At 35.1% G+C, this 13,785-nt stretch carries 15 protein-coding genes and 1 pseudogene; 10 read left to right on the top strand and 6 right to left on the bottom strand.

What is annotated here, in order from left to right; all coding sequences use genetic code 11:
- From IE867_RS13355 to IE867_RS13340, 4 genes are all read left to right on the top strand, one after another.
- On the top strand, positions 1–186 hold a 186-nt coding region (locus IE867_RS13355), incomplete at its 5' end, for a LexA family protein (protein WP_275403218.1).
- 14 nt (positions 187–200) lie between these two features.
- A complete protein-coding gene (locus IE867_RS13350) occupies positions 201–602 on the top strand; it encodes a hypothetical protein (RefSeq protein ID WP_192485209.1) in 402 nt (133 codons plus the stop codon).
- Between the two features lie 191 nt (positions 603–793).
- The gene (locus IE867_RS13345; protein WP_225630073.1) at positions 794–1,081 is read left to right on the top strand and encodes a hypothetical protein; all 288 of its coding nucleotides are present in this window, start codon (positions 794–796) and stop codon (positions 1,079–1,081) included.
- Positions 1,082–1,137: 56 nt separating this feature from the next.
- Positions 1,138–1,359, top strand: coding sequence for a hypothetical protein (locus IE867_RS13340; RefSeq protein WP_192485208.1), 222 nt, complete (start codon positions 1,138–1,140; stop codon positions 1,357–1,359).
- A 2-nt stretch (positions 1,360–1,361) separates the two neighbouring features.
- On the opposite strand, the gene IE867_RS13335 is transcribed toward IE867_RS13340, so the two are convergent.
- Positions 1,362–2,090 (bottom strand): DNA/RNA non-specific endonuclease, encoded by a 729-nt coding sequence (locus IE867_RS13335; protein WP_225630072.1) that lies wholly within the window; start codon positions 2,088–2,090, stop codon positions 1,362–1,364.
- A gap of 559 nt (positions 2,091–2,649) precedes the next feature.
- Here IE867_RS13335 and IE867_RS13330 point away from each other — a divergent pair.
- From IE867_RS13330 to IE867_RS13315, 4 genes are read left to right on the top strand one after another with little or no spacing between them, the layout of a single operon-like run.
- Positions 2,650–3,018, top strand: coding sequence for a response regulator (locus IE867_RS13330; RefSeq protein WP_192485207.1), 369 nt, complete (start codon positions 2,650–2,652; stop codon positions 3,016–3,018).
- Positions 3,015–3,563 (top strand): heme NO-binding domain-containing protein, encoded by a 549-nt coding sequence (locus IE867_RS13325; RefSeq protein ID WP_192485206.1) that lies wholly within the window; start codon positions 3,015–3,017, stop codon positions 3,561–3,563. The genes IE867_RS13330 and IE867_RS13325 overlap by 4 nt, the downstream gene beginning before the upstream one ends.
- The gene (locus tag IE867_RS13320) at positions 3,560–4,414 is read left to right on the top strand and encodes a sensor histidine kinase (protein ID WP_192485205.1); all 855 of its coding nucleotides are present in this window, start codon (positions 3,560–3,562) and stop codon (positions 4,412–4,414) included. Before IE867_RS13325 ends, IE867_RS13320 begins: the two co-directional genes overlap by 4 nt.
- Before the next feature lie 5 nt (positions 4,415–4,419).
- Positions 4,420–5,742: a sigma-54-dependent transcriptional regulator gene (locus IE867_RS13315; RefSeq protein WP_192485204.1), complete on the top strand. Its 1,323-nt coding sequence runs from the start codon at positions 4,420–4,422 to the stop codon at positions 5,740–5,742.
- Here the strand turns inward: IE867_RS13315 and IE867_RS13310 are convergent.
- The 5 genes from IE867_RS13310 to IE867_RS13290 form a co-directional block, all read right to left on the bottom strand.
- Complete coding sequence (locus tag IE867_RS13310) at positions 5,737–6,972, bottom strand: RNA polymerase factor sigma-54 (protein WP_192485203.1); 1,236 nt, start codon at positions 6,970–6,972, stop codon at positions 5,737–5,739. The two genes, IE867_RS13315 and IE867_RS13310, sit on opposite strands and share 6 nt — an antisense overlap.
- A gap of 10 nt (positions 6,973–6,982) precedes the next feature.
- On the bottom strand, positions 6,983–8,329 hold the full coding sequence (locus tag IE867_RS13305) for an LruC domain-containing protein (protein ID WP_192485202.1): 1,347 nt from the start codon (positions 8,327–8,329) through the stop codon (positions 6,983–6,985).
- Positions 8,329–9,768: a type II secretion system protein GspD gene (locus IE867_RS13300; RefSeq protein ID WP_192485201.1), complete on the bottom strand. Its 1,440-nt coding sequence runs from the start codon at positions 9,766–9,768 to the stop codon at positions 8,329–8,331. Before IE867_RS13300 ends, IE867_RS13305 begins: the two co-directional genes overlap by 1 nt.
- Positions 9,769–9,965: 197 nt before the next feature.
- Positions 9,966–11,147: a hypothetical protein gene (locus IE867_RS13295; protein WP_192485200.1), complete on the bottom strand. Its 1,182-nt coding sequence runs from the start codon at positions 11,145–11,147 to the stop codon at positions 9,966–9,968.
- A 36-nt stretch (positions 11,148–11,183) separates the two neighbouring features.
- Positions 11,184–11,678 carry a hypothetical protein gene (locus tag IE867_RS13290; protein WP_192485199.1) on the bottom strand — a complete coding sequence of 165 codons (495 nt, stop codon included), beginning with the start codon at positions 11,676–11,678 and terminating at the stop codon, positions 11,184–11,186.
- Positions 11,679–12,572: 894 nt separating this feature from the next.
- Here IE867_RS13290 and IE867_RS15050 point away from each other — a divergent pair.
- Together IE867_RS15050 and IE867_RS13280 are read left to right on the top strand one after the other, a co-directional pair.
- Positions 12,573–12,839 (top strand): annotated as a pseudogene (locus IE867_RS15050) (Tn3 family transposase); the annotation flags it as partial.
- Between the two features lie 147 nt (positions 12,840–12,986).
- Positions 12,987–13,679 (top strand): DUF1016 N-terminal domain-containing protein, encoded by a 693-nt coding sequence (locus IE867_RS13280; RefSeq protein ID WP_192485198.1) that lies wholly within the window; start codon positions 12,987–12,989, stop codon positions 13,677–13,679.
- The last annotated feature ends 106 nt before the right edge of the window (positions 13,680–13,785 follow it).

Here is a 13,785-nt window from a genome sequence, read left to right as displayed (position 1 = left end):
GGTCAGATCGTTGTTGCATTAGTGGATGAAAAAGAAGCGACTCTGAAAGAGTTCAGGATGCAAAATAGCACTTCAGTTGCTTTGATTCCACATAATGATGCGATGCAACCAATGGTTTATCCTGCCAGCAGAGTGACCATACAAGGCGTTTATCTTGGGTTGCGACTTGATCGCAATTACCTTTGATGTGTGGTGGTGCGATGTATATCAGGGATGAAGAAATACAAAAGATTTATTTCCCTAACCCTAAAGCATTGTTACCTGTGCTAAAAAGAGATGATAGCCTTGTTTATCTGCCGTGGGGCAGACGTGAAAAGCAAGCGGGACAACTTCCTTTGGGTGGTTGGGCACAGTATGAAAGTTTAAAAAAAGGGATCTGGGATAAGTATTTCCCCAGGCACGTAAAAATTATGGTCAATGAGTTTATGGAGCGTGACAAAGCCACTGGTCAGACAAGTTGGTTCAGTGTTACAAAAGGTAGTTATATTCACGGAATTATCGCTCATTTGCAGGATGAAATGCGTTTATATGTGGTAACGATTCCAGCGCATGATAAAGACATTCATGACAGATGGCCGAGGATTATTGTAAACACAAGATAGAAAGTAAAATCATAGAAAATCAAGCAATAAATTTGAGAAAAATTTAAAGGTTTCAAAGCCAGATAGTAGCGTGATATTTTTATCACAACTCCCCTCCCTTCCCTTGCTCTATCTGGCTTTGAAGGCACATTTAGTGCTTTGAAAATCACGTGCTAAGATAGTGTGGTGTTAAACGAAAAGTGGAGAAAACAATGATGAACAGTCAGCGTATTTTGACATTTTTAAATGCTAATCCCAGTATATTTTACTGGCATATTAGTGAATTTGAAGCTATTGATAATGGTGTTCAGGCAAATGCCAGCAACAACCATCGATTAAAAATCATCTTTAAAATAGGTGAGGGCTTCCAGATAACACTTACGCATAAAGGTAAATGCAGAACAAAGATGGTGAAGTGCATTAAAAAAGTTACGCCATTTGATTTACATGATGTCATTACCAATGTCTTAGCATTAATTCGTCAACCCAATGCTGCATGAGGTAATTGCTATGATGTACACAATAAATATTATGAAACTGCTGATGAGGAGGATTTATGCAGAACACTACTATTATCAACGCCGTCAAAAGCTTCGTGAACGGTTATACCAATGTATTTAAAAATAGGTTTGCCATGGAAGATAATCATAACTTTGAACAAGTGCTAGCTGGCACAGAAAAGAAAATGGAGGCGCAATTGATGCTAGATGCTGGTGTGCCTTTATCAATCATTGCCAAAACTCTGGATATGAAAATAAGTGATATTCTTGGAAGATAGGTTTAATGACGTTTTTTTCTGAAGTGCGTTGGCCACATGTTTGATACGGTATTAACCATCTGGTTTCGCTCACTTTCAGGTAGTTTTTCAAGTAATTTCAACCCCGATCTTTCCTGAACTTCTTTGAGTGATACACGATATTTGGCAATATCTTTTTTATTTACTCTGGCATTAGGCATAATGAATGCGATGACTTTAGCACCTTGTATTTTCTCTGGTGCATAGATGACTTTGAAAAAGTAATCAGGGACTGCAACTTTATTGTTACCAATGGTTTTGTGGACTTTCCCCTTTTTAAATACTGGACCATCAATCACCCAAATTGATTTATAAAGATTAGCCCATGAACGAACATCTTTTTCAAGCTGCGCCCAGCCAATACGGTTAAGTTCTGGTTTTTGCGGACTCATGTTACTGAGTAGAAATGACTGTGAAGCACTTTTTGCATTGAAGTCCATTGCAGCATAAGGCGCAAGATGTCCTCTATCGTAACCGCTGTTTTTGTAATCCGAAAGTTGTGACTGATAACGGATAGGAACTGCTGGATCTGGTCTGAAGTCATCATGTCGCTTAATACTGTTGTCAACAGACTTGCCCGTTAAATGATACGCAACCCAGACAGGTTGCTTAGTGGTATAGCTATAGCCAACAATATAGCCATCACGGCACAAGTACTGATCTGTTTTCGCAATATCATAGGTGTTGGTAGATGCAGGGATTCCATATTTCAAGACCCCTGAAATTTAATTTCAGTAGTTTGTGGTGTGGCTGACATTGCAAATGCATTGCCAGAAATAAGGGTTACAATAAGTGCAAGTGAAGTTAAGAGTTTAGTGAACAAAAGTCTACTCTCCCATTAAATTGATTTAGGGGTTCCAGTGCTATAAGCCGAAAAGTGTAAAGATTTTCTGGGGATCTGGCTGAAACACCTTTACTTACAAGAATCGTAGCAGACATTCGGCAAATTGTCATGTATAATCTCTACAAGATTTCAAAGTATAATAAAACTTACCTTAAATCATACTCCTGCTGACAAAGCTTGAAGTAACGAAACATAAGGGTTTTAAGATATAAGTATCTGGTTAAATTAAACAAAATATAATTTAGCTGATTTCACGAGATAAGTTAGACTAAAAATTTTTCTTTACGGTTTTCGGCTTATAACACTTGGACCCCATAGCTCACTGAGTTTTGCTGCCGAGGGAAGCGATTCGATTTTGGTTGACTTTGAAGTCCCAAAATATATTATGAGATTCGAGGCACCCTGTTGATCTGCTAAGGATATATTATATGAATGAAATAGCTATAATTGATGATAGTAAATTAGTGTTAACTGCATTATCTAAAATATTGAAAAATCACGGTTTTTATGTGAGAAGTTATAATTCTTTGCAAGAACTATATCAAGCCAAGGTGCTAGCACACATTGATGCTGTAATTGTTGATTATTGGTTGGAGAATAATTCTGGCATTGAGCTTATTCATTATTTAAATAAACTTGAACCTCCTAAGAAAAATATTAAACAGGTAATTTTGAGTGGTAGCGACTTGAGCCAAGTTAATATTCCAGAATCTGTAGATTTGATTATACAAAAGCCATGGGGTGATGAAAACTTTATTGAAAATTTAAAGCAATTGCTAAGGAAAGAGACTAAATGAAAGGATTAATATTTACCTCATTATGTGGTTTTGTAGAAGAGAAATTTGGTCTGATTTATTGGGACAAATTAATTACAGAAACCGCACCAGGCTCTGAAGGAATTTACACAGCAAGCAAAACTTATGATGATGCTGAAATATTTAGTTATATAGACTACATCAGTAAAGATAAGAATATTCCAGTCCCTGATTTATTGCAAAACTTTGGGAAATACTTATTCTCAGAATTATATGACTTTCATAAAACTTTGATGAAAAATTATAATCTTTTTGATGATTTTATTATGGCAATTAATGATGTAATTCATTTTGAAGTTAGAAAACTGTGGGATAATACAGTTTTACCGACCCTGGAAGCAAAGCATGTAGATGATAGGAAAATTGAAATCTTATATCGCTCTGAGCGTAAACTTTGTTTTCTAGCAATTGGATTAATTGAAGGGGCTGCAAAAGAATATAATGTAACTGTCAAAATTAAACACCCATGTTGTATGCATCAAGGTAAAGACCATTGCTTAATCGAAATCTACAAGCATATGCTATGAATGATGACTTAAAAACCGAAAATAAAGCGTTGCGCTCAGCCTACAAACGAGAAAAATTAGCGCGTCGTGAAGCTGAGAGCCTTCTTGAGGATAAAATTCGAGTGCTTATAGAAAATTCGCAATTAATCAAGAAGCAATACAAAGAGTTGAAGCATGCTCATCATAGAATGAATATGCTACAAAATAAGCTGGTGCAATCTCGCCAAATGCAAATGATTGGACAAGTTGTTGCAGGGTTGTTGCATGAATTAAATAATCCTTTGGCAAGTATTCAAAGTAATGCTGAATTTATTGTAAGCTGTAACGATGAAAAAGAACGATTAGAAATTTACGGTGATATTCGTAAAGGAATAAAAAGGATCGCGACATTGATTGAAAGTTTATCTCTGAAAAGAAAACAGTCGTCAAGTAAGCTTAATCTGATGAACCTTATTCAATTAGCAGCAAAGATTGCCCAATCAAGTGATATAGCACTACTAAAAATTAATTATATAGGAGACTTTTCTGATCTAATGATTATAGGAGACCTTCAAGATTTAACTCAGATTTTTTTAAATATATTCCTAGTACTCTCTGAAAATACTGACGAACCTATGCATGTGAATATTCATGTTAAACATCGCAATAAAGTATTGATAATTGATATTTCAGATAAAGATAAAGGTATAGATATACCGCTTGATAATAGAATTTTTGAGCCTTTCTATACTATGAAAAATCATGTTAAAAGCTCAGGTATTGGCTTATATACTAGCTTTATTATTTGTCAGCAATATCGAGGTAAAATGAAAGTGATGCAAAAAGCATCTACCAAGCTTATCCGGTTAACTTTACCGATTGTTTGTGAGTAAGAATTATGAAAACTAAGATGAAAATAGCGATCATTGATGATGATAGTTTAGTTTTATCTTCATTAAAACGCTTACTAAGGATTGAGAATTATGATGTAACGACTTATGAAGAACCTTTAGAGTTATTAAAAGATTTAGAAAAAGACACATCGCATTATGGGCTGGTGATTTCAGACCAACGTATGCCAAAAATGACAGGTACAGGATGGGTAGCTAAAGCACGAAAGTTTCTTCCCAGTAAATCATTACCTGTTATAATTTTGAGTGCTTATAGTGATTTTAAAGAGATAACTAGCAGCTTTAATCGGGGTGATATTCAGTTATTTATCTCAAAGCCTTGGGACAATCAAGAATTATTAAATCAAATTGATTTTTTATTAAAGTCTCACACCTTTACGGAGTCATCTGTGTTAGCTGCTGATTCTTTCCATGGCATTATTGGTAAATCTAAGTCTATGCAAGAATGTTTTGAAATGATTCGAAAAGTTGCTCGTTCAAAGGTCTCAGTGATGCTATCTGGCCCAAGTGGTTCTGGTAAAGAGCTATTTGCTCGAGCTATTCATGCTGAGAGTGATCAACGTGAAAATCCTTTTGTAGCAATTAATTGCGCAAATCTTCATGCTGATTTATTTGAAGCCCAATTGTTTGGCTACCGAAAAGGTGCTTTTACTAGCGCCGACCAAGATCAAGAGGGTTTATTAAAATCAGCAGGAGAGGGTACTATTTTTCTAGATGAGATTGCTGAAATTCCAATCGCACTCCAAGCTAAACTTCTGAGAGCGTTACAGGAAAAATCATTTTATCCAATAGGGTCATCTAAATCTGAAAAATTTAATGCTCGTGTAGTTTCAGCTACTCATCAAGAACTAGATCAGTGTGTAGCAGATGGTAAATTTCGACAAGACTTATTTTATCGCGTTAATGTTATTCCAATCCAAGTGCCAGCTCTTTATGAGCGAAGTGAGGATATTTTATTATTACTTGACAGACTGATGATGGAGCGGTCTATTTATGCTAAATTTGATAAAACATGTCAGAATTTTTTATTAAAATATCCTTGGCCTGGTAATGTCAGAGAACTGCAGAATTTAGTGGAGTACTTATCAGTAATGTGTATTGATCATCAAATTTTTTCAGTAGAGCATTTGCCTTCCTCAATGCTTGAAAATAACCGACTGGAGATTGATCAACTACAGAATAAATCTATTACTATACAGAAATTGACCGATGCTCTGGAGCGTTGTCGTTATAATCAATCTGCCACTGCGAGACTATTAGGAGTAAGTCGCATGACTATTTGGCGAATGATCAAAAAAATGGATTTATGATAATAACTGTGAAAAGGTTAAAATACGCAAACGTGCGCGATTATTTCCAATTTTTAATCTCTTGCGATACTTGGTGATTGTGCGCCTTGTCAGAGAAGTTTTTAATACGTTATTGATTTGATTCACGAGTTCTTCATCACTGTAAATTTTTCTATAATTTTCTTGTTCTATAAGCTTTATAAGCATCTGGTTAATTGTGTGTTGTGAGATTGGTGTTCCATTTATATCTTTTGTTGCATAAGGACTTAATAACTCATTGAGTAGGTAGTTTTGACTGCTTTTTGATATATGAACAGTTGCATGGTTGACTAATCTAGAAATGGTTGATTCTGATAGACCAGTTTCTTTGGCAATATCCTTTTGTGAAAGTGGAAAAAGTTCTTCTGGAATTTTTTTTTGAATTTTGAAAATAACTTTTGTTATTACTTTCATTGATTGAAATCGATGTTCAAGTGCCGTTAGAAAATGATCATTTCTTCCTTTATGAAAAAATTTTAAAGAATCAATTACTTGTTGACTATCTTTTGTGAGTCTAACTTTTCCATTTATTAGCTCAAGGTCAGTAATATAAGTCTTTGGACTATCATGTTGATCATTTAAGTATTGTTGATAATGCTGGAAAATAACTCGCATTCTCTCATTCTCGGCTGCATTTAGCTGTTGAATTTTCTCACAAAGTAGTTGAAAACGTTTTGAGGGGTGTTTGATTTCTTGGATAATTGCAAGTATAAGTGTGCGAAGTTTTAGATCAAAGTTAGCTTTATCTAATGTTAAGTTTAGTTTTTCAATGAAATCATAAGATCCTGTATCAAAATCGTCTATTTCTCTTAGACGTGCTAAAGCTTTTTTAAATACTGAGAAAGGAACATTAGGCATGGTTCTTTTTCGAAGTGACCGAAGAGACTCATCCAGCATTTTTTTATCATTGAGATTCAAAATAATTTGCTCACAAATGATTTTTTGAAGCTCATCACCTGGTAGTTTTTGATTATCCTCAAGTAATTGATCTAGAGCATTTTCATTGATTGAAGGGTCAGCAATCATCTCAAAATTGATCTCACTGCCTGTTGCAGAATTTGAAAGTAGCTTTAGATAGTATCTGAGTTTAAGGTTGCTACTTGAAAGCACTTGCGTATATATAGGGTGCCGTAAGACCAATTTGATTTTAGGTTTGATTGTATTATTCAGCTTTATTGATGTTTCCAGATGCATAATTCTAAAGAGATTCAAAGTTATTTACTTAATTATTATAGCTATACACATATGTAAAGTCAGGATAGAGATACCAATTTAATGCTTGATTTGAAATTTGATTACTTTTATTGCTAAGCCAGTTCCGGTATTCGATGAAGTATGGGTAAGCTTGGTTGATATTAGCCCTTTCAAGTGGCCATGACCACTCATAAGGTACAATCAAACCAAAAGGATAACCATTTGAATCAATCATTCCATCTTTAGAATTTGAGGTATATAAGTCAATATCTTGTCGAGTATTTAAGACATGTAAGTATGGTCTATATAGCGCTGTGCCAGGAGATGATCGCTGATCACGGATATTAAGTGACGGATCATCTAACTCAATACTAATTTTGGTGATGTATTTTGGTGTCGTGTATGTTGAATTTTTATTCACATTAGCAAATGTCGTCAGAGTTTCTTTGGTACTAGAGAAAATTACTATATCTTCATTTTTTGCATAGTCTACTGTATGCTCATGACCATTTGAGGTATTTTTATAGGTTGCAGTGATGGTTGCATCTCCATTAAAAGTTGGGGTGGTTTTAGTCGTGATATTATGACTGCTTTGAATTGAACCATCTAAATTGAGCATTAACTTATGATCATATCCTGCACCTCTTGCAATTGGTACAAATTCTAAATCAATAGCAGTCAATTCATCATCTGAATTGAAAAACTCTTCTACTTTAAAGTTAACGACCATATCATTATAATCGGCGTCACCAGGACGAGGGTAGAGATCTTCAAAGGCCAATGTTGCATACTCTGTATGAATAGGATAAATACTACTATTTGTTAAGCATTGGTAACTATCTATGATATTTTCTAGCTGAGGCATTATAGTAATGACTGTTTGAGCTAAGTAATGACCTGCGGGGCTAGCAGATATTTGAGTTGTTTGTGCTTTTACATGAATGGTGTGATCAGCATTATGTGCCTTAGTAAGATCAGTATCAATATAGGGTAATTGATTTTCTAGCGTATAAAAAGTAGGTAGATAATGTTTTTTGTTTGAGTGTGTGAGTTTATTTCCTGTTGCAATAATTCTAACAGGACCGTTTGCTAGAACATGAAAGGTATCTAGCCCTTCATAAATAGTATTTTCTGCACCACTAATCATACCGTCTTTAATTTTCATTTCAATATCATCTAAATTTGAAATTTTGGCAAATAAACCTATTGATAAGCAAACTCTAGCTTCATTATTATTCAGAGCATTTGAATGGGCTGTGATAGAAAAGATAGTGAATAATATGAGTGAAGCTAGAGTATATTTGCTAACTGAAAATAGTAACACCTTGCCTTTTGATAGACGCTGAAGTTTCTGGGCATGTTTGGAAATATTCATTAGCTTACCTCTTCATTACTTTCTAAAATACGTGGAGTAATGACAATTAATACTTCTGTGGTATAACTTCCACTACCGTTTTGCTTAAACATTAACTCTGCAACAGGGATATCTCCTAGTCCCGGAACTTTTGAGTTTTTTAGGAAATTTTTTTTCTGGAGTAACCCACCCATAACTAGGGTCTCTCCACTACCTACTCGAATAGTGTTTGAAATTTTATGTGAGATCAGTTTAGGGCTAGTACCTCGTGATGACTGAGTTAAATCGCTCACACCTGCCTTAATGATATCTAATTTAACCATATTATTGTGAGCAAGACGTGGAATGATTTCAAGATCAATCCCATAGGTGAGTTCAAGTGCTCGAACATTACTGTTGTTAGCAGTGTTTGTTGCATTGGGTGTGAACCAGATTGTTTGTGTTGAATTAAAGTTTGCTTTATGGCCATCCATAGTTATGATGCTTGGCATACCTTTCATCACAGCCATTCCTTTGTCTGATAGAAATTTAACTGCCGATAAAAAAGTAATATAGGGATTGGCAATGTTATTCATCATTGACGAAAATTCAACAGTTTGATCTATACCAACATTTGTAATACCAATATTAGTTGCATTGATGCGACGGTTGTCGATAAACATCAACTGTCCCCAATCAATTCCCATTATGCGAAGAGCGTTAGAGCTAACCTCAACAATATTAACTTCTAATAAGACCTGCTCAGGAGGGAAATCGAGCTTTAAAATATCACGTTCTAAGCGCTTTGCAATATTTTGAGGTGCTGTAATTGTAAGATGTCGAGATGTTTTTGAATATGTAACATACTGGCGATAGTAAGGTGATAGTAGCTCTACAATTTCGAGCGGTTTCATATTCTCTGGCTTGTACACACAAGTCTCTGATAATTCATAAATAGTTGGATTATCAGGTCTAGCACTCCCAACCAAAATATACTCTTCTTTTATTTTATGGGCAAAATTCCCTGTGGAAAGAATCATTTTAAGCGCTACAGAAAGAGGTTGCTCTACTATATTTGATGTTACTCTACCTTCAACAGTTTCATCCATTACAATAGGTATTTCTGTCATCATGCTAATTTCTACAAGCGCCTCTCTAAGATCGCTTTCAATTAAGTTAAGTGTGATTAAGTTAGCTTTACTAATATCTAATGTTTTCTCGCTCTCAGAACAGTTTAATTTTGGATTATATTGACGTTTCTTAATTGCTTTGTTTTCACTTGAGTGAATGATCATACGATCACGATCCAATTGATAATTTTTATTATTAGGGTTACTGCCAAGACTCGGTTGCATACGAGATAAAGTTTGTTTGAACGAACCATCTGCTAGACCTGGTGTGCTTACTCTGGGCCCGTAGCTACAAGAAGATAAGCATGCAACACCAAGCATTAATGCTAAAACTTTTATATATTTTGTCATGCTTATCTCCTGAATAAATTGCTTTTTTTTGTATACTTTCAATATCAGAAACACCCGAAATTTATTGCTATGTTTAGTTACAGCGGAGAGGTCTGAGTGCTACTTATGTGAATTTACTTACTATTGATCACGGAAAAACTGGCACATCAAGTGTTATTAATCTCTGTCATGTAGTAATGAGTGTTAAAAATGTCGTGCTATAATTTAATTTCAATATTTAATTTTTCATTTATTTTTTGTTTATTTTTTTTGATTTCCAAGGTGTAAGCGAAATTTTTTGAAATATCTTTAAGTTTACTTGGTTTAAAGTTTTGTTTGAGAATAACCACAGAAGATTGCCCCGGGTGAATCATTTTGATTTGAGGCTTGAACTCATAGCCAATAAGCCATGGGTATTCTTGATTGGATTTAAAACTAATTTGAATAGGCTCTGAATATATGTTCTTAAGTTTTATCACGTTAAAGCTTTTGCCATATTTATTAGGGTGAACTTGTAGTATTGATCTTGCTAAAACTTGACTTGTATTTTTTGTTTCATTCTCAAGGCTTTTAGGAAGCATTGCTTTAGTTATCAGAGCAGTATCTTTCAAATATATGCGACGCTTACCGTATTTTCCTCTAAAACTTATATTATAATTACCGGGTTTCTTGATTTTACGAGAGAGTCCAAAGATCAAAATTTTCCCTTTCGGATATATCAATGCGCCAGGGTATTTTCGCTCCCAACTAGACTTTGAGTTAAGAGGGATTTTTTCAATAAGTTTGTTATTTTCATCTCGGACATATAACTTGCCTGCTAGTACTGCTTGATAATCAGAAAGATTTTCCACATTTGCTGTAGCAAAGAGCTTACCTTCCGAAAATCGTAAAGTTAAGTTATTGACATTAAGCTTTACACGAGGTTTACGCTTATCAATGATGTTGAAGTTAACAATTACGGCGTAACGCACTTTGACTCCAATTCCATTTGCCTTTTTAGGGTCTTTAAGTTCTTCAACCATAACTGTTGCGAATTTACTGCCTGAGGTATTCTGGGGAACATTTATAGTAATAGGTATTTTGATGGTCTCATTATCTTGATATTTATATTCATTTTTCTCAAAACTAAGCCATTGACTCGGAGAGTTCTGTATATCAGAGGGAGAAGTAACGAATGACATATGACCAGTCTCAGCTTGAGTCATATGGTATGGTGTTAATTGTATACTCCCTTTAGTTTTTCCAGATATTGTGAGTTCAAAAGTATGTTTTTTCCCTGGAGTCGAGTCAAAGTTAATATACATTGGACTTACACCAAACTCGCCTGCATGAGTAGAAACAGAGAACAAAAGTAGGATCCATATTATTAGATTATGATAACTTATTAATAGTTTCTTCATTATTGACTCCAAGATTTAAAGTGTTAAAAATACACATTATAGAGAAGATACAGTCATAACAATGTTAGCGCTATATCCACCGGCTTTCTGACTCGAAATGTCTCCAAGTTGAGCACGTGCACCGATAACATGACTTGCATTATGTACAGCATCAGCTACAGTATCAAATGAGCTAAATGTCCTTAAAATAGCTGTTTCGTCAGCAGCACCATTGCCACCAAGATCAATGTCATAATTTGTCGGGACCTGATCTGACCCATTAGATAAGTTGGCATAGCTTGAAAGTTGAACATTTACTCCAGAGTTTGCTTCTAAATTATATGTATCTTTTCCTGAGTAGAAAGCATTGGCATCACCATCTACAAAGCCCCTTTCTAATTTTAGTGCAAAATCATCTAAATTAGTGATTTGTGCATATTTACCTATATTTAGAGTAACTGTTGCTTCATCGGTATCGATTGCAGACGCATGACTTAGGTTTAAAGAAAGTAATCCTGCTGATATTACGATTGCTAGTTTAGTCATATTCATTTTATTTCTCCTTAAAGAGTTTATCTTGTTACTATCATATGAATACTCACAGTTTGTGATGTAATCATTTCTATATATGAAATAAGTGTTCCTAAATTTATTTCATTGGATTATAAGGTTAAGATGGGATTATTTTTTTAGAAAACTTGTAACATATGTTACAATTTGTAACTGAAGGGCAGCAATGGGAGCAACACACGTCTAGATATAATCAGCAATTCCCGCTGAGTGTGATAGTCAACTCATTGCAAGTTACCTGGATATTGACTACTCAAATATTTCTAAATCTGGATTCTTAAGACAATTTTTTAGTGACCTTCCGCGGGCTATGGGTGAGTAGACCGACCAAATCGCTTCAGTCAGCCCCTCCGCAGAACCGGACGTGCGGAACTACCGCATCCGGCTCCCGAGTAAATTACATGCTAATGCAACTTCGGTAGTTAGAACATCGATTTAACCTTCCATTTAGTTGGAAAGCCCAATAGCTTTAACCCAATAAGTAGTTGATCCCAGTTGGTTTTGCGTTTCCCGCCCCGTCTGTTCAACCACCTAAGTAGTGTCTGAACGGGAATGGGGTCCAAGTGTTATAAGCCGAAAACCGTAAAGAAAAATTTTTAGTCTAACTTATCTCGTGAAATCAGCTAAATTATATTTTGTTTAATTTAACCAGATACTTATATCTTAAAACCCTTATGTTTCGTTACTTCAAGCTTTGTCAGCAGGAGTATGATTTAAGGTAAGTTTTATTATACTTTGAAATCTTGTAGAGATTATACATGACAATTTGCCGAATGTCTGCTACGATTCTTGTAAGTAAAGGTGTTTCAGCCAGATCCCCAGAAAATCTTTACACTTTTCGGCTTATAGCACTGGAACCCCAAAGAAGCATTATGGGAGTACGATAAAATTATACGAAGTATTTATTTGCTTAGGTACATAGATGATGAAGATTTGAGAGTATCTGTCAGAACCGCATTGAACAGAACTGAAGCATATCACCAGTTAAAGAGATTTATATCCTCAGTAAACTCTGATGCTTTAATCGGTGCTGATGACGATGACTTGGATTTAAACGACGAATGTACAAGGCTATTGTGTCTAGTAGTTATTTATTACAATGCCTACATTCTTTCTGGCCTGGTACTAAGGATCGTTCGCTGAGAGGTAAAGTTGCCTAAATTTCCTAATTTAAAATAGTATTTCATACTTTGAACTTTTTCTGCTAGTATAAGCCATCTGATTTGCCTGTAATGCCCTATGTATTTACCGATACTGGTCATTATAGGAACTTTATAAAGGATAGCTGACATGACAGATAAAATACCAACAGAAATAAGTGCTTCAACATCTGATATGCTTTCATCAGAAGGCACAATTGGTTTATTTCAAGACGTTACCAAGCTGATTGAAGAAGCTCGCAATCATGTTGCCAGAGAGTATAATTCAGCTCAAGTACTACTTTGTTGGCTGATTGGTGAACGCATCAATGATCGTCTATTACAATCCGATCGAGCTGACTATGGTGAAATGGTCGTAAGTTCTTTGGCTGTCCAACTTAAAGTGAAGTATGGTAAAGGTTATAGTCGAGCCAACCTATTTCGTATGATTAAATTTGCTAAGTTATATCCTGATCGCAAGATTGTCTCAACGCTGTCGCGACAATTATCTTGGTCTCATTTTGTGATTATTTGCGGTATTGATGATCACTTAAAGCGAGACTTTTTTGCTGAAATGTGCCGTGTACAGAAATGGAGCGTTCGAGCATTGCAAAAGCAAATTAATGGAATGCTTTATGAGCGTGTTGGTTTAAGCAAGCAACCAGAAGGGGTAATTAAAGCTCAAATTGGTCAGCTCAAAAATAACGGCATGGTTCAGAAAAAGGGTATTTTAGTAAACACTATGCGTGACGAACTCTTCCCATTTTGGTATGCTTTATTCGTACACATGATGTTTAAAAATTTAGGTAACTTATGCGATTCTTTTAAATCGCTGAAAGCCTAGCAAAGAAATGAAGTCAATATGATCAACTTGAGTAAATATTTCAGCAGTTGATTTTCCTTTCATTTTTTCGTTAGCAGAGCGCATCAAAGGGATGTGATTAAGCGCG

Origin of the sequence: Cysteiniphilum marinum, assembly GCF_014857925.1 — a bacterium.
Lineage (GTDB): Bacteria > Pseudomonadota > Gammaproteobacteria > Francisellales > Francisellaceae > Caedibacter > Caedibacter marinus.
This window is presented reverse-complemented; position numbering and strand designations above follow the sequence as displayed.